The 23,542-nt window shown below is 68.3% G+C and carries 20 protein-coding genes and 1 pseudogene; 8 read left to right on the plus strand and 13 right to left on the minus strand.

Translation table 11 applies throughout. The features are described from left to right. Together F3J10_RS22175 and F3J10_RS22180 are read left to right on the plus strand one after the other, a co-directional pair. Positions 1 to 189: pseudogene (locus F3J10_RS22175) on the plus strand (xylulokinase); the annotation flags it as partial. A gap of 62 nt (positions 190 to 251) precedes the next feature. Beyond that, the gene (locus F3J10_RS22180; RefSeq protein ID WP_025101474.1) at positions 252 to 1,199 is read left to right on the plus strand and encodes a sugar-binding transcriptional regulator; all 948 of its coding nucleotides are present in this window, start codon (positions 252 to 254) and stop codon (positions 1,197 to 1,199) included. A gap of 217 nt (positions 1,200 to 1,416) precedes the next feature. Here the strand turns inward: F3J10_RS22180 and ugpC are convergent, their stop codons facing one another. From ugpC to F3J10_RS22220, 8 genes are all read right to left on the minus strand, one after another. Further along, the gene (gene ugpC, locus F3J10_RS22185) at positions 1,417 to 2,529 is read right to left on the minus strand and encodes a sn-glycerol-3-phosphate ABC transporter ATP-binding protein UgpC (RefSeq protein WP_025101473.1); all 1,113 of its coding nucleotides are present in this window, start codon (positions 2,527 to 2,529) and stop codon (positions 1,417 to 1,419) included. Positions 2,530 to 2,606: 77 nt separating this feature from the next. Next, entirely contained in the window at positions 2,607 to 3,323 is a 717-nt protein-coding gene (locus tag F3J10_RS22190) for an HAD-IA family hydrolase (RefSeq protein ID WP_060005546.1), read from the minus strand. After that, positions 3,320 to 4,165, minus strand: a complete 846-nt coding sequence (locus tag F3J10_RS22195) for a carbohydrate ABC transporter permease (RefSeq protein ID WP_025101471.1) — start codon at positions 4,163 to 4,165, stop codon at positions 3,320 to 3,322. Before F3J10_RS22195 ends, F3J10_RS22190 begins: the two co-directional genes overlap by 4 nt. Beyond that, entirely contained in the window at positions 4,162 to 5,106 is a 945-nt protein-coding gene (locus F3J10_RS22200; protein ID WP_047836110.1) for a sugar ABC transporter permease, read from the minus strand. Before F3J10_RS22200 ends, F3J10_RS22195 begins: the two co-directional genes overlap by 4 nt. A 107-nt stretch (positions 5,107 to 5,213) precedes the next feature. Then, a complete protein-coding gene (locus F3J10_RS22205; protein WP_025101469.1) occupies positions 5,214 to 6,542 on the minus strand; it encodes a sugar ABC transporter substrate-binding protein in 1,329 nt (442 codons plus the stop codon). A gap of 73 nt (positions 6,543 to 6,615) precedes the next feature. Next, positions 6,616 to 7,992: a D-tagatose-bisphosphate aldolase, class II, non-catalytic subunit gene (locus F3J10_RS22210; protein ID WP_160639315.1), complete on the minus strand. Its 1,377-nt coding sequence runs from the start codon at positions 7,990 to 7,992 to the stop codon at positions 6,616 to 6,618. Then, complete coding sequence (locus F3J10_RS22215; protein ID WP_025101467.1) at positions 7,980 to 8,936, minus strand: sugar kinase; 957 nt, start codon at positions 8,934 to 8,936, stop codon at positions 7,980 to 7,982. Before F3J10_RS22215 ends, F3J10_RS22210 begins: the two co-directional genes overlap by 13 nt. Positions 8,937 to 8,940: 4 nt before the next feature. Then, positions 8,941 to 9,717: an L-iditol 2-dehydrogenase gene (locus F3J10_RS22220; protein ID WP_013699220.1), complete on the minus strand. Its 777-nt coding sequence runs from the start codon at positions 9,715 to 9,717 to the stop codon at positions 8,941 to 8,943. A 242-nt stretch (positions 9,718 to 9,959) separates the two neighbouring features. Between F3J10_RS22220 and F3J10_RS22225 the strand changes: the two genes are divergently transcribed. From F3J10_RS22225 to F3J10_RS22240, 4 genes are read left to right on the plus strand one after another with little or no spacing between them, the layout of a single operon-like run. After that, positions 9,960 to 10,430, plus strand: coding sequence for a Fur family transcriptional regulator (locus tag F3J10_RS22225; protein ID WP_017919889.1), 471 nt, complete (start codon positions 9,960 to 9,962; stop codon positions 10,428 to 10,430). A 58-nt stretch (positions 10,431 to 10,488) separates the two neighbouring features. Beyond that, a complete protein-coding gene (locus F3J10_RS22230; protein ID WP_025101466.1) occupies positions 10,489 to 11,421 on the plus strand; it encodes a metal ABC transporter solute-binding protein in 933 nt (310 codons plus the stop codon). Between the two features lie 4 nt (positions 11,422 to 11,425). Then, a complete protein-coding gene (locus tag F3J10_RS22235) occupies positions 11,426 to 12,334 on the plus strand; it encodes an ABC transporter ATP-binding protein (RefSeq protein ID WP_166915139.1) in 909 nt (302 codons plus the stop codon). After that, positions 12,327 to 13,121: a metal ABC transporter permease gene (locus F3J10_RS22240; RefSeq protein WP_166915141.1), complete on the plus strand. Its 795-nt coding sequence runs from the start codon at positions 12,327 to 12,329 to the stop codon at positions 13,119 to 13,121. Before F3J10_RS22235 ends, F3J10_RS22240 begins: the two co-directional genes overlap by 8 nt. Before the next feature lie 109 nt (positions 13,122 to 13,230). Here F3J10_RS22240 and fghA read toward each other — a convergent pair whose 3' ends face one another. Together fghA and F3J10_RS22250 are read right to left on the minus strand one after the other, a co-directional pair. Next, a complete protein-coding gene (fghA, locus tag F3J10_RS22245) occupies positions 13,231 to 14,085 on the minus strand; it encodes an S-formylglutathione hydrolase (RefSeq protein WP_025101463.1) in 855 nt (284 codons plus the stop codon). 16 nt (positions 14,086 to 14,101) lie between these two features. Continuing rightward, positions 14,102 to 15,208: an S-(hydroxymethyl)glutathione dehydrogenase/class III alcohol dehydrogenase gene (locus F3J10_RS22250; RefSeq protein ID WP_025101462.1), complete on the minus strand. Its 1,107-nt coding sequence runs from the start codon at positions 15,206 to 15,208 to the stop codon at positions 14,102 to 14,104. Between the two features lie 186 nt (positions 15,209 to 15,394). Here F3J10_RS22250 and F3J10_RS22255 point away from each other — a divergent pair, with 186 nt between their 5' ends. Both F3J10_RS22255 and F3J10_RS22260 read left to right on the plus strand, forming a co-directional pair. Beyond that, positions 15,395 to 15,691 (plus strand): hypothetical protein, encoded by a 297-nt coding sequence (locus tag F3J10_RS22255; protein WP_167242999.1) that lies wholly within the window; start codon positions 15,395 to 15,397, stop codon positions 15,689 to 15,691. 171 nt (positions 15,692 to 15,862) lie between these two features. Continuing rightward, positions 15,863 to 17,236 carry a nucleobase:cation symporter-2 family protein gene (locus tag F3J10_RS22260; protein WP_036038383.1) on the plus strand — a complete coding sequence of 458 codons (1,374 nt, stop codon included), beginning with the start codon at positions 15,863 to 15,865 and terminating at the stop codon, positions 17,234 to 17,236. A gap of 169 nt (positions 17,237 to 17,405) precedes the next feature. On the opposite strand, the gene F3J10_RS22265 is transcribed toward F3J10_RS22260, so the two are convergent. The 3 genes from F3J10_RS22265 to F3J10_RS22275 are packed head-to-tail and all read right to left on the minus strand — an operon-like array spanning position 17,406 to position 23,446. Further along, on the minus strand, positions 17,406 to 18,926 hold the full coding sequence (locus tag F3J10_RS22265; RefSeq protein ID WP_167243000.1) for an efflux transporter outer membrane subunit: 1,521 nt from the start codon (positions 18,924 to 18,926) through the stop codon (positions 17,406 to 17,408). A 5-nt stretch (positions 18,927 to 18,931) separates the two neighbouring features. Beyond that, the gene (locus F3J10_RS22270) at positions 18,932 to 22,123 is read right to left on the minus strand and encodes an efflux RND transporter permease subunit (protein ID WP_046577430.1); all 3,192 of its coding nucleotides are present in this window, start codon (positions 22,121 to 22,123) and stop codon (positions 18,932 to 18,934) included. Positions 22,124 to 22,141: 18 nt separating this feature from the next. After that, the gene (locus tag F3J10_RS22275; RefSeq protein WP_166916211.1) at positions 22,142 to 23,446 is read right to left on the minus strand and encodes an efflux RND transporter periplasmic adaptor subunit; all 1,305 of its coding nucleotides are present in this window, start codon (positions 23,444 to 23,446) and stop codon (positions 22,142 to 22,144) included. Between the last annotated feature and the right edge of the window lie 96 nt (positions 23,447 to 23,542).

Consider the following 23,542-nt stretch of genomic DNA (forward strand, 5'->3'; position numbering starts at 1 on the left):
TCGGCGCGGCTCGGCTGGCTGGCCGATGGCGGCGACGCGTCGCAGGTGTTGACCAAGCCGCCGCTGTCGGCCGAATACGCGCCCGACGCGGCCCGTCATGCCTGGCTGCGCGAGCGCCTCGACACCTATCGCGCGCTGTATCGCCACGTGCGGCCGCTATTCGAGCCCTCGCGACCGCGGCTTGCCTGACGCGCTTTGCGATACGATCCCTAACTTTCCAGCCAGACGCCCGCCCGACGAGCCCAGCCCCCGTGCCCAAGTCCTCCGAAAAACTCGACCTCGCGACGCGCGCCGCCTGGCTCTACTACGTCGCCGGCGACACGCAGAACGAGATCGCCGAGAAGCTGCAGGTCTCGCGCCCGGTCGCGCAGCGGCTGGTGGCCTTCGCGGTCGAGAAGAACCTGATCCGGGTGCGCGTCGATCATCGCGTGGCCGACTGTCTCGACCTGGCCGCGCAGTTGTCGGAGCGCTACGGCCTGTCGCTCTGCGAGGTGGTGCCGATCGACGCGGACACGCCCGACGCGATCGACCGCAAGCTGGCGGTGGCCGGCGCCCAGGTGATGGAGCGCTACCTCAACGAGGAGCGGCCGATGGTGATCGCGGTCAGCAGCGGCCGGACCCTGAAGGCCGCGGTCGCGCAGATCGCGCAGATCGAGCGGCCCCAGCACCGGCTGGTGTCGATGGTCGGCGCGATCGCCCAGGACGGCTCGTCCAACCCCTACGACGTGGCCCAGCACATCTCGGAGAAGACCGGCGGCAAGCACTTCCTGCTGCCCGCGCCGCTGTTCGCCGACAACGTGGCCGAGCGTGCGCAGTGGTGCAACCACCGCCTGTACCGGATCGTCGAGCAGCTCACGGCCGATGCCGACGTGGCCTTCGTCGGGATCGGCAACGTCGGCCCGGACTGCCCGCTGTACGTGGACGGCTTCATCACGGCCGACGAACTGAACGAGATGATCGAATACGGCGCGGTGGCCGAGATGATCGGGCTGCCGATGGATTCGAGCGGCCGCAGCGTGGTCACGCCGTCCACCGCGCGCGTGACCAGCGTCTCGCTCGATGCGCCGCCGCGCCGGCCCACCATCGGCTTCGCGGGCGGCCCGCGCAAGCAGGCGGCCGTGCTGGCCGCGCTGCGCGGCGGCTGGTTGTCGGGCATCGTCACCGACGAGAGCTGCGCGCGCGCCGCGCTGGCGGACTGAGGCGCGCGGCGACGGATCGAAAGGAATCGAAAGGATCGATGGCGCGAACATCGCGCAACCCGGGCGGCGGCACTTCGGTGCCGCCGTTTTCGTTTGGACGACGATCGAAACGCGGACGCGATTTCGCCGCCGAAAACGACAAGGCCGCGCGGGACTCGCGCGGCCTTGTCGTGTCGAGCGGGGCGGCGCTCGGCCGCCACCGCTTGCCGGCCCAGCCTCAGGCGGCCAGCGCCTGCGGCAGGCGGCGCTCGAAGGCACGGCCCTCGGCGTCGAACAGGTGGCAGTGCTCGGGCTGCGCATGCACGCGCAGCACCTCGCCCGGGCGATGCGTCTCGAGCGGCGGGATCCGCGCGATCATGCCGTCCGGCGCGATCTTCGATTCCGCGTACAGATACGCCGAGTCGCCCAGCGATTCCACCGCCATGGTGCGCACCGCCACGCCCTCGCCCTCGGCCGCGCCGACCTGGACATGCTCGGGGCGGATCCCGACCGTCACCTTGTCGCCCACGCGCAGCGAACCGGTGCGCACCGCCACGCGCTGCGATTCGCCGCTCTCGAAGCGCACCGTCACTTCCTCGGGCGAAACGGCCTGCGCCACGCCTTCCAGGAAGTTCATCTTCGGCGAGCCGATGAAGCCGGCCACGAAGCGGTTGGCCGGCGCATGGTAGAGCGCGTTGGGCGAGCCGACCTGCTGCACGCTGCCGTTCGAGAGCACCACGATCTTGTCGGCCAGCGTCATGGCTTCCACCTGATCGTGCGTCACGTAGATCATGGTGGTCTTCAGCTCGTCGTGCAGGCGCGCGAACTCCAGGCGCATCTTCACGCGCAGCGCCGCGTCGAGGTTCGACAGCGGCTCGTCGAACAGGAACACCTTGGGCTTGCGCGTGATCGCGCGGCCGATCGCGACGCGCTGGCGCTGGCCGCCCGAGAGCTGCTTGGGCTTGCGGTCGAGCAGGTGGTCGATGTGCAGGATCTTGGCGGCATTGCGCACCGCCGCGTCGATCTCGGGCTTCTTCGCGCCGGCCAGCTTGAGGCCGAAGGCCATGTTGTCGTACAGCGTCATGTGCGGGTAGAGCGCATACGACTGGAACACCATCGCGATGCCGCGCTTGGCGCTGGGCGTCTCGTTGACGCGCACGCCGTCGATCAGCAGGTCGCCGCCCGAGATGTCCTCGAGCCCGGCGATCATCCGCATCAGCGTGGACTTGCCGCAGCCGCTGGGGCCGACGAACACCACGAACTCGCCGTCGGCGATGTCGAGGTTGACCTTGCTCAGCACTTCGTTGTCGTCGTAGCGCTTGCCGATATCGCGCAGAAGCACGCTTGCCATGATTTGTCTCCGCTGTCTTGCTGCTGTTCGTGACGGGCTGCGCGCGCGCTCGACGGCGCGCGGCGGCCCGGCTCAGTTCATTGCGACTGCACGGTGCCGGTCGCGATCCATTGCGCGACCAGGCCCGGCAGCAGGTCCATGCGATCGAACACATGGCGCGCGCCGATCGCGCGCAATGCATCGACCTGCGACGGCGAGGCATGCCCGCCGCCGACGAAACCGATCACCGTCATGCCGGCCGCCGCGGCCGCGGTGATGCCGGTGGCGCTGTCCTCCACCACCAGGCAGTGCTCGGGCGCGAAGCCCAGCGTGTGCGCGGCAGCCAGGTAGACGTCGGGCGCCGGCTTGGGCCGCTCGACGCCGTCGGCGCAGAACAGGCGCTCGCCGAAATGGCGCTTCAGGCCGGTGCGGGTGAGCGCCGCTTCCACATAGGGGCGGTTGCTGTTGCTGGCGCAGGCGATCGGCAGCGGGATCGCGGCCAGCGCCGCGTCGATGCCGTCCACCGCCGGCGCCTGCACGGCGGCGCGCTCGACCGTGGCGCGGATCGTCTCGATCTCCTCGGCCGACAGCGTGTGCCCGGCCTGCGCGGCGGCGCCGGCCAGCACGCGCTCGGTGCGCAGGCCCAGCAGCGGCAGCACGATCGGCCGCACCTCGACGCCGGGCCAGCGCGCTTCCAGCTCGCGCACCAGCACGCCGGCGGCCACCGCCTCGCTGTCGATCAGCACGCCGTCGCAGTCGCAGATCAGCAGCCGGTCGCGTCCCTCGTCGCGTCCCTCGATACCGGGCGCGCTCACTTGACGGCTCCGAAGGTGAGGCCGCGCACCAGTTGCTTCTGCGACAGCCAGCCGACGATCAGGATCGGCGCCACCGCCAGCAGCGAGGCGGCCGACAGCTTGGCCCAGAACAGGCCCTCGGGGCTCGAGTAGGAGGCGATGAACACCGTCAGCGGCGCCGCGTTGGAGCTGGTCAGGTTGATGCTCCAGAAGGCCTCGTTCCACGACAGGATCACCAGCAGCAGCGAGGTGGAGGCCAGGCCCGGCAGCGCCATCGGCATCAGCAGGTAGACGATCTCCTGCCAGGTGGTGGCGCCGTCGATGCGGCCCGCTTCCAGGATGTCGCGCGGGATCTCGGTGAAGTAGGTGAAGGTCATCCACACCGCGATCGGCAGGTTGATCAGGGTGTAGATGATCACCACGCCGCTCACCGTGTCGAGCAGCCCCGAGTTCTTCCAGAGCAGGTAGATCGGCACCAGCACGCCCACCGAGGGCATCATCTTGGTCGACAGCATCCAGAGCAGGACCTTCTGGGTGCGCCCGGTCGGGAAGAAGGCCATCGCGTAGGCGGCCGGCACCGCGAACAGCAGGCACACCACGGTCACGCCGACCGAGATCAGGATCGAGTTCCAGGCGAAGCCGAAGTAGTTGCTGCGCGCGAACACCTCGCGGAAGCTGTCGAGCGTCGGCGTGAAGATCAGCGACATCGAATAGGCCTGCTGCTCGGTCTTGAAGGCGGTGATCGCCATCCAGAAGATCGGGAAGAACAGCAGCAGCGCGATCAGCCAGGCCAGCACGCCGGGAATCGCGCGCTTGAGCGTGTCGAGGCCGCCCGCGCTCTGTTTCAAGGACAGCTCGCTCATGCTTCGTACTCCCCCTTCAGGTTCTTCGCCAGCATGCGCACCAGGAAGAACGACACGATATTGGCCAGCACCACCGCCAGGATGCCGCCCGCCGAGGCGAGGCCGACGTCGAACTGCTGCAGGCCCAGCGAGTAGATCAGGTAGGACAGGTTGGTGGTCGCGTTGCCGGGACCGCCGCCGGTGGTCGTATAGATCTCGGCGAAGATCGACAGCAGGAAGATGGTTTCCATCATCACCACCACCGCGATCGCGCGCTTCAGGTGCGGCAGCGTGATGTAGAAGAACATCGCGAGCGCGCCGGCGCCGTCGATGCGCGCGGCTTCCTTCTGCTCCTGGTCGAGCGACTGGATCGCGGTGAACAGGATCAGGAAGGCGAACGGCAGCCACTGCCAGGAGACGATCATGATCACCGCGGTCAGCGGGTAGTCGGCGAACCAGTCGATCGGGGTCATGCCGAAGGCGCGCATCACGCCGGCCACCAGCCCGTAGACGGGGTTCAGGATCATGTTCTTCCAGATCAGCGCGGAGACGGTCGGCATCACGAAGAACGGCGCGATCGCCAGCAGGCGCGCGATGCCCTGGCCGTAGAACTTGCGGTCGAACAGCACCGCCATCAGCACGCCGCCGATCACGGTGATCGCCAGCACCGCCACGATCAGCACCAGCGTGTGCCAGATCGCCGGCAGGAAGGACGGATCGGTGGCGAGGTAATGGTAGTTGTCGAGGCCCGCGAAACCCTTTTCATCGGGGTTCAGCAGGTTGTAGCGCGTGAACGAATACCAGATCGTCATCGCGAGCGGGATCGACATCCACAGCAGCAGCACGGCCACCGAAGGTGTGACGAGCCAGCGGGCGGGCTTGCCGCGCGCGGAGGCGGCGGAGGCGGGAGACGAATCGGTCATGGGCGCCGTGTGATGTAGGGGAAGACGTAGGTGACGCATGCTCGGACCCTCTTGAATCTCGCGCGAGGCGCCGAACCAGCGGCACCCGCGCCGAAGCATCGCGATCCGGCCGGCCCGGCCGGATCGCGTGACACGCTCGAACGGAATTACTTCTTGTAGCCGGCCTGGCGAACCGCGCGGTCGGCGGCGGCCTGGCCGGCGGCCAGTGCCTGGTCGACCGTCATCTGGCCGGCCACCGCGCCGGCGATCGACTGGCCGACCACCGTGCCGAACGACTGGAACTCAGGAATCCCGACATACTGGACGCCCGTGTACGGCACCTTCTTCAGCGAGGGATCGTTGACGTCGGCGGTCTCGATGGCCTTCAGCACGAAGTCCGAGAACGGCGCGGCGGCCTTGTACTCGGGACGCGCGTAGGTCGACTGGCGCGTGCCCGGCGGCACCGAGGCCCAGCCCTCGTCCTTGCCGACCATCTCGACGTACTGCTTGGAGGTCGCCCAGGTGATGAACTTCTTGGCCGAGTCCTGCTGCTTGGAGGTCTTCGGGATCGCCAGCGCCCAGGCCCACAGCCAGTGCGAGCCCTTCGGCGTGACCGCCACCGGCGCGGCCGCGAAGCCGATCTTGTCGGCCACCTGCGACTGCTGCTTGTTGTAGAGCATGCCGGCGGCCACCGTCGCGTCGATCCACATCGCGCACTTGCCCGAGGCGGTCAGCGTCAGGTTCTCGTTGAAGCCGTTCGAGCTCGCTCCCGGGGGGCCGTCCTTCTTCAGCAGGTCCACGTAGAAGCCGATCGCCTTCTTCCATTCCGGCGAGGTGAGCTGCGCGTTCCAGTTCTCGTCGAACCAGCGGCCGCCGAAGGTGTTCACCACGGTCGACACGTAGGCCATGTTCTCGCCCCAGCCGGCCTTGCCGCGCAGGCAGATGCCGTAGGTGCCGTTAGCCTTGTCGGTCAGCTTGTCGGCGAACTGCGCGATCTGGTCGTAGGTCGGCTGGTCCGGCATCTTGAGACCCTTGGCCGCGAACAGGTCCTTGCGGTAGTAGGTCATCGAGCTCTCGACGTAGAACGGCAGCGCGTAGAGCTGGCCGTTGTAGGACAGCGAGTCGCGCGCGGTCTTCACCACGTCGTTGAGGTCGTAGTCGGCGGGCAGGCCCGTCATCGGCGAGAGCCAGCCGCGCTTGCCCCATTGCGGCGCCTCGTAGGTGCCGATCGCCATCACGTCGAACTGGCCGCTGCCGGTGGTGATGTCGGTGGTGGCGCGCTGGCGCAGCACGTTCTCCTCGAGGATCACCCAGTTCAGCTTGATGTCCGGGTTCGCCTTCTCGAAGGCCGGCGAGAGCTTCTTCAGCTCGATCATGTCGGGGTTGTTGAGCGTCGCGATGGTCAGCGTCGCCGCCTGGGCGGCGAGCGCCGACGACGCGAACGCGGCACCCACGAGAAGTCGCGCGGCGGCGGCGATGAGCGTCTGTCCTTGCATGGCATGTCTCCTGTTTTATCGCTGTTCGTGTTTCGTTGTGACGGTCTTTCCACGTCGGGCGGGCTCGTCGGCCTCACCCGTCCTGCTGCATCCCGCACGCTCGCGCGTAGCGGGCAATCGTGTGGCGGATCCGGAACCGGACCCAGGCGGCCGGATCGTCGCCGAGCGCACGCGAGCGGCGCGCGTCGTAGACGTCGGGCAGCCATTGCGCCACCAGGGTCTCGGGCGGCAGTTGCCGCCGCAGGTTCGCGAACAGCCGCTCGACCGCTGCCGCCACCGCCGGCTGCAGCCAGTAGTAGCGGATCCGGTCGCTGTAGCTGAACTGGCGCGCCAGGCGCTGCGCGCCCTCGTCGCCGCGGTAGTAGGGCGCCCAGTGCTCGGGACGCGCGCGCATCGCCTCGTCGATCACCTCGCGCAGCCGCGAGCGTCGATTCTCGTCGACCAGCGCTTCCTCGATGTAGCTCAGCGCGAAGAGCGCCTCGCGCAATGCGAAGGTGAGCCCGGGGCCCACCTTCAGGATCGCGAAGTGGTCGCGCACCAGGGCGGCGAGCGAGGCTTCGGTCTGGTAGTCGGTCGAATGCGCCTCGAACACGAAGCGCGGCACCGCGAGGATGCTGGCGGCCAGCTCGGCAGCCTTGGCCGGCGCGTAGTCGAGCACCTGGCGATCGTCGAAATCGACGCCGGGCTGGGCCACCACCGCCACCGTGCGCGCCCAGGCCGCTTCCAGGCCGTAGCGCGCGAAGGCTTCGCGATGCGCTTCCAGCGTGGCCTCGATCGCCTCGGCGCGGGTCACGCGGATATGGGACAGCGGGCCGGCTTCGGCTTCGGCCGCATCGGCCTCGGCAGCATCGGCAGCCTCGCTCGCGGTCTCGCCGCCCGGCACCGGCACCTCGGTGCCGACCACGTAGACCGGCGCGCTGCCGGCCGCCTCGGCCGCGGCCTCGGCGGCCGCGCAGAGCTGGGCCGCGCGTTCGGCCACCAGCGTGTCGGACAGCGGCGCGCTGTCGTCGGCGCAGGCCATGCTGGCGTCGAGATGGATCTTGGTGAAGCCGGCCGCGACGTAGGCGGCCACCATGGTCGCCGCCTCCTGCATCGCTTCCTTGGCGCGCAGGTGGCGCCACGGGTTCGGACCGAGGTGGTCGCCGCCGAGCACCAGCGCCTCGAGCGCAAAGCCCGTGCGCGCGGCCAGCGCCTCCACCTCGCGGCGGAAATCGACCGGCGTCATGCCGGTATAGCCGCCCTGATGATTGACCTGGTTGCAGGTGGCCTCGATCAGCAGCGGCGAGCCGTCGTCGCGGGCGGCCTCGAAGGCGGCCTCCAGCACCAGCGCATGCGCGCTGCAGACCGAATAGATGCCGCGCCGCGCGCCCTTGCGGTTGGCGGCGAAGATCGCGCCGAGCGTGTCCGGCGCGACGGCGGCTTGCGGGGCGGCGGGGCTCAGGCTGGACATGCGATACCTCGCTCGGTGAGGAAGGCGACGATCTCGTCGGGCGAGCTGTTGCCCTCCATCGGGCCCACCCGCGCCACCGCCAGCGCGCCGGCCGCGTTGGCACGCGACAGCGCCGCCTCGATCGGCCAGCCCTGGATCAGGCTCGCCACCAGGGTGCCGCCGAAGCAGTCGCCGGCGCCGGTCGGATCGATCTCGGTGGTCTCGTAGCCGCTCACGTCGATCTGGCCCTGGCGGTCGAAGGCGCTGCTGCCGGCCGCGCCGCGCTTGAGCACCACCCGCTCGAGCAGCGGCCGGGTGGCCAGCAGGCCCGCGATCGCGCGCTCGGCCGGCTGCGGGCCACAGAAGAACGGCAGGTCGGCCTCGCTGGGCAGGAACAGGTGGCAGGCGTCGAGCAGTTCCTCGAGCGCGGCGCGCATCGGCTTGAAGGCCAGCATCTCGGCGCGCACGTTCGGGTCGAAGGAGATCCTCGCGCCCACCCGGGCCGCCTCGATCACGCCGCGCTTGACGGCGGCGATGGCGTTCTCGCTGGTCAGCGAGGAACCCATCACGTGGTAGTAACGGCAGCCCTCGAACATGGCGGCCGTCACGTCGGCGGCCTCCAGCAGGGCCGAGGCGCTGCCGTCGATGCTGTAGACGAACTGGCGGCTGCCGTCGTCGCGGTAGGCCACGAAGGCCAGGCCGGTGGGGCGCGCCACGCGACGGATCGCGTCGGTCCGCACGCCGTGCGAGGCCAGCCGCGCCACGATCGCGTCGCCGAAGGCGTCGCGGCCCACGCAGCCCGCGTAGGCCACCGAGGCGCCCAGGCGCGCGGCCTGGTCGGCGAAGATGGCCGGCGCGCCGCTCGGGAACGGGCCGGTGAACTCGCCCGGCTCGGCGAAACCCTGGCCGCGCCGGGCGGCGACGAATTCGGCCAGCAGTTCGCCGGCGACGACGATCTCGGCCATGGCTTCAGCTCATCCAGTTGCCGCCGTCGACGTTGAGCGTCTGGGCGGTGATGTAGTCGGCATCGGCCGAGGCGAGGAACAGCGCGGCGCCGGTCAGGTCGGCCGGCAGGCCCATGCGGCCGAGCGGCACGGCCTCGCCCACCAGGCGCTTCTTCTCGCCGAGCGGCCGGTTCTCGTAGCGCGCGAACAGCGCGTCGACCTGCTCCCACATCGGCGTGTCGACCACGCCCGGCGCGATGCCGTTGACGTTGATCTTGTGCGGCGCCAGCGCCAGCGCGGCCGATTGCGTGTAGCTCAGCACCGCGGCCTTGGTCGCGCAGTAGTGCGAGACCAGGGCCTCGCCGCGCCGGCCGGCCTGCGAGGACATGTTGACGATCTTGCCGCCGCGGCCCTGCTCGACCATGCGCTGGGCGACCGCCTGCATCAGGAAGAACAGGCCCTTCACGTTGACCGAGAACAGGCGGTCGAACACGTCCCAGGATTCGTCGAGCAGCGGGCGCATGTCGAACAGCGCCGCATTGTTGAACAGGATGTCGACGCCGCCGAAGTGCTCGACGGCGGTCGCGACGATGCGCTCGATGTCCTCGCGCCGCGTCACGTCGGCGGTGATCGCGATGGCGCGATCGGGATGCGCCTCGATCAGCGCGGCCAGCGAGCCGCCGGCCGGCTTCAGGTCGACCAGCACGCAGCGCGCGCCCTCGTCCAGGTAACGCTGCGCAACCGCTTCGCCGATGCCGCTGGCGGCGCCCGTCAAAATCGCGACCTTGTCCTGCAATCTCACTGGTGTCTCCGATTCGTTGTTCGTGGTGTCATCCGGCATTCAGTGAGCTAACGCTCATTGAATGATCATTTGCTCAGATTGCGATCGAATAATCGGATACCAAACGGGTGCTGTCAAGGCGAAAGCGCCGGTTTCGATGATGCGCTGCCGCATGGCGCGCAGCCGCGCGCGGCGACAGGCCATGCACAGGGTGGCGATACGTTATATCATTCGTCTTTCCCTGCCTTCGGAAGGTGCCCGTCATGGCCTCGACCTCGCCCCTGGATGCCCGCCTCGCCCGTGCCGACGCGTTCGCCGCCGAGCATGGCCTCACCTGGACGCCGCTGCGGCGGCAGGTCTATGAGAAGGTGCTGGCCGCGCAGCGGCCGATCGGCGCCTACGACCTGATCGGCGAACTGGCGCCCGAACGCGGCCGCATGCCGCCCACCACGGTCTATCGCGCGCTCGACTTCCTGGTCGAGCACGGCTTCATCCATCGCATCGAATCGCGCAATGCCTTCCTGGCCTGCTGCGAGATCGGGCCGCCCCACCAGGGCCAGTTCCTGATCTGCGAATCCTGCGGCGACACGGTCGAGATTCCCGGCGCCGAGCTGGCGCGCCAGCTCTCGTCCTGCGAATCGGCGCACGGTTTCGAGATGCACCGCCAGGTGGTCGAGCTGACCGGCCTGTGCGGCGAATGCAAGACCCATCCCAAGGGCGCGCCGCACGCGTGACGCACCCGCCGCGCGCCCATTCCGGGCGCGCGACTGCTACCCCCGTCGAGGAACAAGCATGACTTTCGCCGCCACGTCGCGCGCGCCGCTGCGCGCCCGCTCCCGCCTGATCCGCTGGTTCGCCGCCGGCTGCGCCGCCTTGTCGGTGGCGGGCCTCGCCGGTTTCGCCGGCCCCGCCGCCGCGCAGACCGCCAAGCTGCAGGTGGTCGCCGCCGAGAACTTCTACGGCGACGTGATCAAGCAGATCGGCGGCGCCAACGTGTCGGTGACCAGCATCCTCAGCAACCCGGACCAGGATCCGCACCTGTTCGAGGCCAGCCCGAAGACGGCGCGCGCGCTGCAGCACGCGAACCTGGTGGTCTACAACGGCGCCGACTACGATCCCTGGATGGGCAAGCTGCTGGCCGCCTCGAAGAACGCCACCCGCAAGACCATCGTGGTGGCCGACCTGGTCGGCAAGAAGCCCGGCGACAACCCGCATCTCTGGTACGATCCGGCCACCATGCCGGCCGCGGCGCTGGCGATCAGCGCGGCGCTGGGCGCCGCCGACCCGTCGCACAAGGCCGACTACGACGCGAACCTGGCCGGCTTCCTGGCCTCGCTCAAGCCGATCGACGCCAAGGTCGCCGCGCTGCGCGCACAGTACAAGGGCGTGCCGGTGACGGCCACCGAGCCGGTGTTCGGCTACATGTCGGATGCGATCGGCCTGGAAATGCGCAACCTGCGCTTCCAGTTGGCGACCATGAACGACACGGAGGCGAGCGCGACGGATATCGCCGCCTTCGAGAACGACCTGCGCAAGCGCCAGGTCAAGGCGCTGATCTACAACAGCCAGGCCGAGGAGCCGATGACCAAGCGCATGCTGAAGATCGCGAAGGACGCCTCGGTGCCGACCGTCAGCGTCACCGAGACGCAACCGGCCGGCAAGACCTTCCAGCAATGGATGCTCGCGCAGCTCGATGCGCTGGGCGCCGCGCTGGGCCGACATTGAACCCATGACCTCTTCCTCTCCCGCGCTCGCGCTCGATCGCGTCACGCTCGAACTGGGCGGACGCACGATCCTGCGCGAGGTGAGCCTGGCCGTCGAGGCCGGCGAATTCGTCGGCGTGCTGGGGCCCAACGGCGCCGGCAAGACCACTCTGATGCGCGCGGTGCTGGGCCTGGTGCCCGCCGCCGGCGGCCGCATCTCGGTGGCCGGCGCGCCGGTGGCGCGCGGCAATCCCGCCATCGGCTACATGCCGCAGATCCGCAGCGCGCTGGCCGGGCGCCGCGTGCGCGGCCACGACTTCGTGGCGATGGCCGCCGACGGCCACCGCTGGGGCCTGCCGCATGCCAGCGCCGAGGTACGCGCCGACGTGGCGCGCGTGCTCGATCTGGTGGGCGGCACCGCGCTCGCCCGGCGGCCGCTGTTCGAGCTGTCGGGCGGCGAGCGCCAGCGCCTGCTGCTGGCGCAATGCCTGCTCGGCGCGCCGAAGCTGCTGCTGCTCGACGAGCCGCTGATCAGCCTCGATCCGCATCACCAGCGCGGCGTGGTCGAGCTGGTGCGTCGCGTGCAGCAGGAGCTCGGCATCACCGTGCTGTTCTCGGCGCATGAACTGAATCCGCTGCTCAACGCGCTCGATCGCGTGCTGTATCTCGGCAACGGCACGGCCGCGCTCGGCACGGTCGACGAGGTGATCACGCGGCCGGTGCTGTCGCGGCTCTACGGCTCGCCGATCGACGTGATGCGCGTAAACGGCCGCATCTTCGTGATGTCGGGCGACGTCGAGGTGGAAAAGCACGATCACGAACACGAGGAAGACGGCTCGCATTCGCACGGCTCGCATGGGCACGCACACGGCCACGGCCATGCGCATGGCGGCCACGCACAAGGCAACACGCACGGACACCGGCACGATGTTTGAATACGAATTCATGGTCAACGCGTTCATCGCGTCGGGCATCGTCGCGGTGCTGGCCGGCGTGGTGGGCTACTTCCTGGTGCTGCGCGGCCAGACCTTCGCCGGTCACGCGCTCTCGCACGTCGGCTTCACCGGCGCCACCGGCGCGGTGCTGCTCGGCCTCTCGCCGATCTGGGGCATGGTCGGCTTCACGCTGGCGGCCGGCATCGCAATGGGCGCGCTCGGCGAGAAGCTCGCGGGCCGCGACGTGGCGATCGGCGTGATCCTCTCGCTCGCGCTCGGCGCCGGCCTGCTGTTCCTGCATTTCTATACCAGCTACGCCACCCAGGTCACCGCCCTGCTGTTCGGCAACGTGCTCGGCGTGAGCCACGCCACGCTGATGGTGCTGGCCGGCATCGGCGCGGTCAGCCTGATCGCGCTGGCCGCGATCATGCGTCCGCTGGTGTTCGCCTCGCTGCAGCCGGAGCTGGCCGAGGCCAAGGGCGTATCGCTGCGGCTGGTGTCGGTGCTGTTCCTGGCGATCTGCGCGCTGGCGGTGGCGGCCTGCACGCAGATCGTCGGCGTGCTGCTGGTGTTCACGCTGCTGGTCGGCCCGGCCGCCGCCGCGCAGAACCTCAGCACGCGCCTGGCCAGCGGCGTCTGGCTGGCCGCGCTGTTCGCGCTGGCCGAGGCCTGGTTCGGCGTCACGCTCGCCTACTACACCGACTGGCCGACCAGCTTCTGGATCACCGCGCTGTCGGCGCTGGTCTATGCGGCGAGCCTGACGGGACGGTATCGCGCGACGGCCTGAGGCGGCACACGCGCCGCTCGCCCGAAAAAAAGCCCGCGTCACGATCGCTCGTGTCGCGGGCTTTTTGTTGCCGGAGGTGTCGCCGGAGGTGCTGCGGGATGCGCGCCGCTCAGGCCAGCAGCGTCTTCGCGTGATGCGCGAGGTGATCGGCGATGAAGGTCGAGATGAAGTAATAACCGTGGTCGTAGCCTTCGTGACGGCGCAGCGTCAGCGGCTGCCCGGCCTCGCGGCAGGCGGCCTCGAACACGTCCGGGTTGAGCTGGGTCGGCAGGAACTGGTCGGCCAGGCCCTGGTCGACCAGGATCCCGTCGGCGTAGCGCGGCGCGTCGGAGCGCGCCACCAGTTCGCTCGCATCGTGCTCCTTCCAGCGCTCGCGATCCTCGCCGAGATAAGCCGTGAAGGCCTTCTCGCCCCAGGCGCAGCGCATCGGCGCGGCGATCGGCGCGAAGGCCGACACCGAGCGCCACACGCCGGGATGGCGCAGCGCCAGGGTCAGCGCGCCGTGGCCGCCCATCGAATGGCCGAAGATGCCCAGCCGCGTGCCCTCGATCGGCAAGGCGCCCAGCACCAGCGCGCGCAGCTCGTCGACGATGTAGGACTCCATCCGGTAATGCGTGGCCCAGGGCGCCTCGCTCGCGTCGAGATAGAAACCCGCGCCCACCCCGACATCCCAGGCGGCCGTCTCGCCCGGCACGTTCGCGCCGCGCGGGCTGGTGTCGGGCGCGATCAGGGCGATGCCGTGCTCGGCCGCGAAACGCTGCGCGCCGGCCTTGATCATGAAGGTTTCCTCGTTGCAGGTCAGGCCCGCGAGGAAGAACAGCGCCGGCACGCGCGCGCCGTCGTGGGCGGCCTGCCGCGGCAGGAACACCGAGAACTTCATCGGCAGGCCGATCGCCGCCGAGTCGTGGCGGTAGAAGCGCTGCTCGCCGCCGAACGCGGCATGGGAGGACAGGAGTTCGAGCATGGTCGCGCCTCGTGCCTCAGTACAGCACGACCGAGCGGATCGACTCGCCCTTCTTCATCAGGTCGAAGCCCTCGTTGATCTTCTCGAGCGGCAGGCGGTGCGTGATCAGGTCGTCGATGTTGATCTTGCCTTCCATGTACCAGTCGACGATCTTCGGCACGTCGGTGCGCCCGCGCGCGCCGCCGAAGGCCGAGCCCTTCCATTCGCGGCCCGTGACGAGCTGGAACGGCCGCGTGCTGATCTCCTGGCCGGCCGCCGCCACGCCGATGATGAAGGACTGGCCCCAGCCCTTGTGCGTGCATTCCAGCGCCTGGCGCATGGTGGTGACGTTGCCGATGCACTCGAAGGAGTAATCCGCGCCGCCGTCGGTCAGCTGCACGATGTGGTCGACCACGTTCTCCACGTCCTTCGGGTTGATGAAGTGGGTCATGCCGAACTTCTTCGCCAGCTCGACGCGCGCCGGGTTGATGTCGACGCCGATGATCTTGTCGGCGCCCACCATCCTCGCGCCCTGGATCACGTTCAGGCCGATCCCGCCCAGGCCGAACACCACCACGTTGGCACCCGCCTCGACCTTGGCCGAGTAGACCACCGCGCCCACCCCGGTGGTCACGCCGCAGCCGATGTAGCAGACCTTGTCGAAGGGCGCGTCCTCGCGGATCTTCGCCACCGCGATCTCCGGCACCACGATGTAGTTCGAGAAGGTCGAGGTGCCCATGTAGTGGAAGATCGGCTTGCCGTCGAGCGAGAAGCGCGAGCTCGCGTCGGGCATCAGGCCCTTGCCCTGGGTGGCGCGGATCTTCTGGCAGAGATTGGTCTTGCGCGACAGGCAGAACTTGCACTCGCGGCATTCGGGCGTGTAGAGCGGGATCACGTGGTCGCCGCGGCGTAACGTGCCGACGCCGGGGCCGACGTCGACCACCACGCCCGCGCCCTCGTGGCCGAGGATGGCCGGGAAGATGCCTTCCGGATCGGCGCCCGACAGCGTGTAGTAGTCGGTGTGGCAGATCCCCGTGGCCTTCACCTCGATCAGCACCTCGCCCGCGCGCGGGCCTTCCAGATCCACTTCCTCGATGGTCAGCGGCGCACCGGCCTTCCATGCGATCGCGGCTTTCGTCTTCATGCTTGCAGCTCCTTGTCGGTGGGGTTGCGCCGCGCGCCACGCGCGACGGGCGGCAACCGGGGAATCGTTGCCCGGGCAGGGCGCGCGCGGCGCTCGTGTCGCGCGTCGTGCCCTGCCGCCGAAGCGCGCCGGCGAGCCGGCGCGGGGGACCAGCCGGAAGTGTAAACGCGTGCCGGGGAAACCGGCATGGCGCCACGCGACGGATCGATGTCGCGCCGCGTCGCGCAACGGCGTTTGCGGCGCCTGCCCCGCTCGCTCGCGATGGGCGGGATGCGCCGGAAAACGATCGAAACGACGGCGCTCATGAACCCCGTCGCAATCACCTCGCCGCCGCCATCCGACCCCGTGAAAAACCGCGCCGGCTGGGGTTTACCCATCCATGCCGCGAGGCGCGGCCAAAACCCTCTATGCGCCACCGCCGATACAGACCATAAACACAGTGATATTTGGCGGCGGCGCCAGGCGGTTTTTGTCTGGCTATAACTGCCGGGAATCCCACTGCCGCGGCGCGTCCACCATGATTTCCCCGCATTCCTTCGTGAAAATCGCATATCCCGCCTGCAAAGCACGGAATAGCGCCCAGTGCTCTTGTTGGCCCGGGTCGTTGCGCATAACTTCACTGCACCCCGACAACAAGATCATGGAGTGAGACAGATGCAATCGACCACGGTCCATCCGTGCGACGAGATCCTGCCCGCCGGCAAGCTCGTCACCCTGGGTCTGCAGCACGTGCTGGTGATGTACGCGGGCGCCGTCGCGGTGCCGCTCATCATCGGCAGCGCGCTGAAGCTGCCGAAGGATCAGATCGCCTTCCTGATCAGCGCCGACCTGTTCGCCTGCGGCATCGCCACCCTGATCCAGACGCTCGGCGTGTGGATCTTCGGCATCCGCCTGCCCGTCATCATGGGCTGCACCTTCGCCTCGGTGGGGCCGCTGATCGCGATCGGCACCAACCCGAGCCTGGGCCTGCTGGACGTGTTCGGCTCGACCATCGCGGCCGGCGTGATCGGTATCGTGATCGCGCCGGTGATCGGCAAGCTGCTGCGCTTCTTCCCGCCGGTGGTGGTGGGCACCGTGATCGCGGTGATCGGCCTGTCGCTGATGGGGGTTGGCATCAACTGGGCGGCCGGCGGCGTGGGCAACCCCGAATACGGTAACCCGGTGTTCCTGGGCCTGTCGCTGCTGGTGCTGGTGCTGATCCTGATGATCAACAAGTTCGGCCGCGGCTTCTTCGCCAATATCGCCGTGCTGCTCGGCATCGTGGCCGGCTTCGTGATCGCGCTCTCGCTGGGCCGCGTCGACCTGGACGGCGTGGCGGCCGCGCCCTGGGTCGGCTTCGTGATGCCCTTCCACTTCGGCACGCCGCATTTCGACGCGCTGTCGATCGCCACCATGGTGATCGTGATGTTCGTCACCTTCATCGAGTCGACCGGCATGTTCCTCGCCGTGGGCGACATGGTCGACCGGCCGGTCGACCAGCAGGCCCTGGTGCGCGGCCTGCGCGTGGACGGGCTGGGCACGCTGATCGGCGGCATCTTCAACTCGTTCCCGCATACCTCGTTCTCGCAGAACGTCGGGCTGGTGGGCGTGACCGGCGTGAAGAGCCGCTACGTGTGCGTGACGGGCGGCGTGATCCTGGTGCTGCTGGGCCTGTTCCCGAAGATGGCGCAGATCGTCGCCTCGGTGCCGGCCTTCGTGCTCGGCGGCGCCGGCATCGTGATGTTCGGCATGGTGGCCGCCAACGGCGTGAAGACGCTCTCGCGCGTCGATTTCGTGAGCAACCACAACAACCTGTTCATCGTCGCGGTCAGCATCGGGCTGGGCCTGGTGCCGGTGGTCTCGCCGCACTTCTTCTCGAAGCTGCCGGGCGCGCTCGCGCCGATCCTGCACAGCGGGATCCTGCTGGCTTCGGTGTCCGCCGTGCTGCTGAACCTGATCTTCAACGGCGTGAAGAGCGAGAAGCAGGCCGAATGCGAGATCCGGCGCGCCGGACACGATCTCGATCCGCGCACGGCCGACCTGCATTGACGATGCTCGGAGGTTGACGGCGGCCTGGCGCTGCCGCCAATGAAAAACACCCCGGATGCTTGCGCTTCCGGGGTGTTTTTTCGTGTGCTCGCCGGGCGGATCGAGCAGCTCGCGGCTCGAGGCTGGAAACCCCTGCCGCGGCCGCGCGATCCGCTCGACCGCTGCCCTGTCAGCCCGCCGTCGGCTGCGAGGCCGCCGCGGGTGCCGCAGCCGGCTTGCTGTAGTCGACCGGGGCATCTGCCTCGCGAGGCTGGTCGCCGTTGTGCTCGATCCAGCCGCCGCCCAGCGCGCGATACAGGTCCACCAGGTTGGTCCAGCGCGCCAGGCGCGCCGAGATCAGCGTGGTCTGTGCCGTGTACAGGTCCGTCTGCGCGGTCAGCACGGTCAGGTAGCTGTCCACGCCATTGCGGTAGCGCAGGTCCGACAGATCGTAGCGACGCTGCTGCGCCTGCTCGTTGCGCGCCAGCGCCGCGATCTGCTGGTCATACGTGCCGCGTGCCGCCAGCCCGTCCGACACTTCGCGGAACGCCGTCTGGATCGCCTTCTCGTAGTTCGCGATCTCGATGCGCTTCTGCACGTGCGCCAGGTCGAGGTTCGCGATGTTCGAGCCGCCCTCGAAGATCGGCAGGGCGATGTTCGGCGCGAACGACCAGGCCGCCGTGCCGGCCTTGAACAGGCCGCCCAGCGTCGGGCTCGCCGTGCCGAACGCGGCCGTCAACGAGATCTTCGGGAAGAAGGCCGCGCGGGCCGCCCCGATGTTCGCGTTGGCCGCCAGCAGCGTCTGCTCGGCTTCCATGATGTCGGGACGACGCGTCAGCAGGTCCGAAGGCAAGCCGGCCGGGATATCGGTCAGCAGGCTCTGCGAATCCAGCGGCAGGCCCGCCGGCAGATCGTCGGGCAGCGGCTCGCCGATCAGCAGCACCAGTGCATTGACCGCTTGCGCGCGGTCGCGCGCCTCGGACTGCTGGTTCGCCAGCGCCTGCTCGACCACCGTCTGCGCCTGGCGCAGGTCCAGTTCCGAGCCGGTGCCGTTGTCGAACTGCAGCTTGGTCAGGTTGTACGAATCCTGGGCCGTCTTCAGCGTGTCCTCGGTGACCTTCAACAGGTCGTCCGTGGACTGCAGCGTCAGGTACTGGTCCGCCACCTGCGAGATCAGCGAGATCTCCGCCGCCTTGCGGGCCTGGGCCGTCGACAGGTACTGAGCCAAAGCCTGGTCCTTCAGGCTCTGGATCCGGCCGAACAGGTCCAGCTCCCACGAGGCGGAGAGACCGACGTTGTAGGTGCGCGTAATGAGCGGCGAGCCCGTGGTCGACACACCGGCCGGCAGCCGCTGCGTATTGCCGGTGCCGGTGCCGTCGAGCGTCGGGAACAGCCCCGCGCGCGTGATCTGGTACTGCGCGCGCGCCGCCTCGATGTTGAGCACCGAGACGCGCAGATCGCGATTGTTCTTCAGCGCGATCTCGATCAGCGCCTGCAGGCGCGGATCGGCGAAGAAGTTGCGCCAGCCGATGTCGGCGGCGGCCTGGCCACTGGCGCTGTGCGAGCCGTCCGCGCCCGGTTGCGTCGCGTAGACGCCGTCGGACGGGAAGCTGCCCGACACGGGTGCAGCGGGCCGCTGGTAATGCGGCGCCATCGTGCAGCCCGTGGCGACCAGCGCGAAGGCCATTGCAGTCAAAACGAGTTTTCGCATGGTCATCAATGTTCCTTGTTACCCTCGCCGCCTTCCTGCGTGCGATGCGCATGCTCCTGCGCGAGACGCAGTGCTTCGTCGGGATCTTCCTTCTCGCCGCCGAACACGCCGCGCACCTTCACGAAGAACATCGGGATCATGAAGATCGCGAGGAAGGTCGCGGTCAGCATCCCGCCGATCACGCCGGTACCGATCGCGTGCTGGCTGGCCGAACCCGCGCCGTTGCTGATCGCCAGCGGCAGCACGCCGAGAATGAAGGCCAGCGAGGTCATCAGGATCGGGCGCAGCCGCAGCCGTGCCGCCTCCAGTGCCGCCTCGACCGGCCCCATCTTCTCCCCGACCTGCAGCTCTCGCGCGAATTCCACGATCAGGATCGCGTTCTTCGCCGACAGGCCCACCGTGGTCAGCAGGCCGACCTGGAAGAACACGTCGTTCTCGAGACCGCGCAGCGTCGCCGCCAGCAGTGCGCCGATCACGCCGAGCGGCACCACCATGATCACCGAGAACGGGATCGACCAGCTTTCGTACAGCGCCGCCAGACACAGGAACACCACCAGGATCGAGATCGCGTAGAGGATCGGCGCCTGCGAACCCGACTGGATTTCCTGGTACGACAGGCCCGTCCAGGAGTAGCCGATACCGACCGGCAGCTTCTGCGCGAGCGCCTGCATGGCCGTCATCGCCTGGCCGGTACTCTTGCCCGGTGCCGCCTGGCCCTGGATTTCCACCGCCGAGATACCGTTGTAGCGCTCCAGCTTCGGCGAACCGTAGGTCCAGTGGCCGGTGGCAAACGCGCTGAACGGCACCATCCCGCCCGCGCCGTTGCGCACGTACCAGATGTTCAGGTCTTCCGGCGTGGCGCGGAACGGCGCATCGGCCATCACGTACACCTTTTTGATACGACCGTCCGTATCGAGGAAGTTGTTGACGTACTGCGAGGCCCAGGCGATCGAGAAGGTCTGGTCGATCGCGGATGCCGTCACGCCGAGCGCGTTGGCCTTCTCGCGGTCGATATCGACCTTGTACTGCGGCGTGTCGTTCAGGCCGTTCGGACGCACGCCCTGCAGCGTGGGATCCTTGGCGGCCAAGCCGAGCAGCTGGTTACGTGCCGCCATCAGCGCGTCGTGGCCGAGGCCCGCGTTGTCGGTCAGCTCGAAGTCGAAGCCGGCGGCGGTACCCAGCTCGGGAATCGACGGCGGATTGAACGGGATCACGATCGCGTCCTTGTAGCCCGCGTAGCGTCCGAACATCCGCCCGATCAGCGCCTGCACCTTCTGGTTGGCATGCTGACGCGAGGCGTAGTCCTTCAGCTTCACGAACACCAGGCCCGAGTTCTGGCCGCGGCCGGCGAAGCTGAAGCCGTTCACGGTGAACGCGGATTCGACGATGTCCTTCTCGTCCTTCAGCACGTAGTCCGAAATGTCCTTCAGCGTGCGCGCGGTGGTCTCCTGGGTGGAGCCCGACGGCGTCTGCACGATCACGAACATCAGGCCCTGGTCCTCATCCGGCAGGAAGGACTTCGGCAGGCGCACGAACAGCAGCCCGACCGCGACGATCACCACCAGATAGATGATCAGCCAGCGGCCCGAACGCTTGATCACATGGTGCACGCCCTTGTGATAGTTGTCGCGGCTGCGGTTGAAGGTCCGGTTGAACCAGCCGAAGAAGCCCTTCTTCTCCTCGTGGTGACCTTGCGGGATCGGCTTGAGGATGGTCGCGCAAAGCGCCGGCGTGAGGATCAGCGCCACCAGCACCGACAGCACCATCGCCGAGACGATGGTCAGCGAGAACTGGCGATAGATCGCGCCCACCGAGCCGCCCGAGAAGGCCACCGGCACGAACACCGCCGACAGCACCAGGGCCACGCCCACCAGCGCGCCGGTGATCTGGCCCATCGCCTTCTTGGTCGCTTCCTTCGGCGAGAGCCCCTCCTCCGACATCACCCGCTCGACGTTCTCGACCACCACGATCGCATCGTCCACCAGCAGGCCGATCGCCAGCACCAGGCCGAACATCGACAAGGTGTTGATCGAGAAGCCCACCGCCGACATGATCGCGAAGGTGCCCAGCAGCACCACCGGCACCGCGATGGTCGGGATGATGGTCGCCCGCAGGTTCTGCAGGAACAGGTACATCACCAGGAACACCAGCACGATGCCTTCCAGCAGCGTCTTGACCACTTCCTCGATCGACAGGCGCACGAACGGCGTCGTGTCATACGGGTACTTGACGGTCAGGCCGTGCGGGAAGTACTTCGAGAGCTCGTCGATCTTGGCACGCACCGCGTTGGCCGTCTGCAGCGCATTGGCGTTGGTGGCGAGCTGGATGCCGAGACCGGCCGTCGGCTGGCCGTTGTACTTGGTGTCGAAGTTGTAGTTTTCGCCACCCAGGCTCAGCTTCGCGACGTCCTTCAGCCGCACCTGCGAACCATCCTGGTTGACCTTCAGCAGGATGTTGCCGAACTCCTCGGGCGTCTGCAGCAGGGTCTGCTCGGTGATGGTCGCCTGCAGCACCGTGCCCGGCACCGCGGGCGTGCCGCCGATCTGGCCGCCCGCGATCTGCACGTTCTGCGCGGAGATCGCACTCGACACATCGACCGGTGTCAGCGAGTAGTTGGTCAGCTTGTTCGGGTCGAGCCAGATCCGCATCGCGTACTGCGAGCCGAACAGCGTGACGGTACCGACGCCGTTGAGCCGGCTGATCGGATCCTCCACGTGCGAGGCCACGTAGTTCGCGAGGTCGTACTTGTTCATGCTGCCGTCTTCCGACACGAAGGCAAGCACCAGCAGGAAGCTGCTGCTCGACTTGGTGACCTTCAGACCCAGCTGCTGCACGACCTGCGGCAGAATCGGCGTCGCCAGCGACAGCTTGTTCTGCACCTGCACCTGCGCGATGTCCGGATTGGTACCGGCCGCGAACGTCAGCGTGATGGTCGACGTACCCGAATCGTCACTGGTGGACGACATGTACAGGAAGTTGTCGAGGCCGCTCATCTGCTGCTCGACCACCTGGGTGACCGTGTCCTCGACCGTCTTCGCCGACGCACCCGGGTAGGTGGCGGAAATCTGGATCGACGGCGGCGCGATGGTCGGATACTGGGCGATCGGCAGCGTGAAGATCGACGCGATACCGGCCAGCATCAGAATGATGGCGATCACCCACGCGAAGATCGGGCGATCGATAAAAAACTTTGCCATGAAACAGGCCCCCTGTGATTACGCGCCCGAAGCTGCCGTCGCACTCGCCGCCGAACCGGCCGCCGCCCCGCTGGCCGGCGCCGCGGACGACGCGCCCGAGGCACCGGCTGCGCCGGAAGCGCCCGAGTTCATGTCGCTCGCCGCGCTCGGCAGGCTGCTCGCATCCTTGCCGGCGTTCTGGTCGGGCGGCAGTTGCGCCGCCACCGGCTTGACCGTCATGCCCGGCTGGACCTTGCCCACGCCCTGCACGATCACGCGGTCGCCCGGCTGCAGGCCGCCCTCGACGATCCAGTTCTGGCCGTAGGTGCCCGAGGTCTGCAGCACGCGCGGCGCGATCTTGTTGTCCTGGCCGACCACCAGCGCGGTCGCCTGGCCCTTGGGATCGTGCTGCACGCCAATCTGCGGCACCAGGAAGGCGTTGTCGTTGCTGCCTTCGTCGATGCGCGCGCGCACGAACATGCCCGGCAGCAGCACGTGGTTCGGGTTCGGGAACAGTGCGCGGATCGTCACCGAGCCGGTGGTCTGGTCGACCGTCACGTCGGTGAACTGCAGCTTGCCCTCGAGCGGGTAGGTCTTGCCGTCTTCCAGCACCAGCTTGACCTTGGCCGCGTTCGGACCGGTCGTCTTGATGCGCCCGCTCTGGATGTCCTGGCGCAGCTTGAGGCCGTCCAGGCTCGATTGCGTGAGGTCGACGTACATCGGGTCGAGCTGCTGCAGGGTCGACATCAGCGTTGCCTGGCTGGCCTGCACGTAGGCGCCCGGCGTGACCTGCGAGATGCCGATGCGGCCCGTGATGGGCGAGAGCACGTCGGTATAGCCGAGGTTGATCTGCGCGGTGTCGACCGCCGCCTTGCCCGAGGCCACGTCGGCCGCGGCCTGGCCGGCCGAGGCCACGGCGTTGTCGTAGTCCTGCTTGCTGACCGCGTTCGAGGCCACCAGCACCTTGAAGCGCGCTGCCTGCGCATTGGTGGAGGCGAGGTTCGCCTGGGCCCGCGCGAGCGTGGCCTTGGCACTGTTCAACTGGGCGATGTAGGGCGCCGGATCGATCTTGTACAGGCGTTGCCCTGCCTTGACATCGGTGCCTTCGGTGAACTCGCGACGCAGCACGATACCGTCCACCCGTGCGCGCACCTGGGCGACCAGGAAGGCATTGGTGCGGCCCGGCAGTTCGGTGACGACCGGCACCGATTGCGGCTGGACCGTCACGACGCCGACTTCCGGCGCCTGCTGTTGCGGTGCCGATTCTTTTTTTCCACAGGCGGCAAGGAAGACTGCTGCCGCGGCGACACTGATTAAGCGGTATGGAACCCGTTCGACGCGCATGGAACGACCTCGTTCGTAACAAAAGAAGTAAGTGCTTGGCCTGGGGCCGCGACACGAATGCGCCTTGCGGCGCCGATCGAACACACCAGAAATGCA

The organism is Burkholderia sp. Cy-637, from assembly GCF_011753175.1.
Classification (GTDB): Bacteria; Pseudomonadota; Gammaproteobacteria; order Burkholderiales; family Burkholderiaceae; genus Burkholderia; species Burkholderia gladioli.

Bases quoted from the DNA above. Each gene is read 5' to 3' on its own strand.
- ugpC (WP_025101473.1), bottom strand. From the start codon at position 2,529: ATGGCAAGCGTGCTTCTGCGCGATATCGGCAAGCGCTACGACGACAAC.
- F3J10_RS22195 (WP_025101471.1), bottom strand. From the start codon at position 4,165: ATGAGCGAGCTGTCCTTGAAACAGAGCGCGGGCGGCCTCGACACGCTC.
- F3J10_RS22200 (WP_047836110.1), bottom strand. From the start codon at position 5,106: ATGCGTCACCTACGTCTTCCCCTACATCACACGGCGCCCATGACCGAT.
- F3J10_RS22205 (WP_025101469.1), bottom strand. From the start codon at position 6,542: ATGCAAGGACAGACGCTCATCGCCGCCGCCGCGCGACTTCTCGTGGGT.
- F3J10_RS22210 (WP_160639315.1), bottom strand. From the start codon at position 7,992: ATGTCCAGCCTGAGCCCCGCCGCCCCGCAAGCCGCCGTCGCGCCGGAC.
- F3J10_RS22215 (WP_025101467.1), bottom strand. From the start codon at position 8,936: ATGGCCGAGATCGTCGTCGCCGGCGAACTGCTGGCCGAATTCGTCGCC.
- F3J10_RS22225 (WP_017919889.1), top strand. From the start codon at position 9,960: ATGGCCTCGACCTCGCCCCTGGATGCCCGCCTCGCCCGTGCCGACGCG.
- F3J10_RS22230 (WP_025101466.1), top strand. From the start codon at position 10,489: ATGACTTTCGCCGCCACGTCGCGCGCGCCGCTGCGCGCCCGCTCCCGC.
- F3J10_RS22235 (WP_166915139.1), top strand. From the start codon at position 11,426: ATGACCTCTTCCTCTCCCGCGCTCGCGCTCGATCGCGTCACGCTCGAA.
- F3J10_RS22240 (WP_166915141.1), top strand. From the start codon at position 12,327: ATGTTTGAATACGAATTCATGGTCAACGCGTTCATCGCGTCGGGCATC.
- fghA (WP_025101463.1), bottom strand. From the start codon at position 14,085: ATGCTCGAACTCCTGTCCTCCCATGCCGCGTTCGGCGGCGAGCAGCGC.
- F3J10_RS22250 (WP_025101462.1), bottom strand. From the start codon at position 15,208: ATGAAGACGAAAGCCGCGATCGCATGGAAGGCCGGTGCGCCGCTGACC.
- F3J10_RS22255 (WP_167242999.1), top strand. From the start codon at position 15,395: ATGGCGCCACGCGACGGATCGATGTCGCGCCGCGTCGCGCAACGGCGT.
- F3J10_RS22260 (WP_036038383.1), top strand. From the start codon at position 15,863: ATGCAATCGACCACGGTCCATCCGTGCGACGAGATCCTGCCCGCCGGC.
- F3J10_RS22265 (WP_167243000.1), bottom strand. From the start codon at position 18,926: ATGCGAAAACTCGTTTTGACTGCAATGGCCTTCGCGCTGGTCGCCACG.
- F3J10_RS22270 (WP_046577430.1), bottom strand. From the start codon at position 22,123: ATGGCAAAGTTTTTTATCGATCGCCCGATCTTCGCGTGGGTGATCGCC.
- F3J10_RS22275 (WP_166916211.1), bottom strand. From the start codon at position 23,446: ATGCGCGTCGAACGGGTTCCATACCGCTTAATCAGTGTCGCCGCGGCA.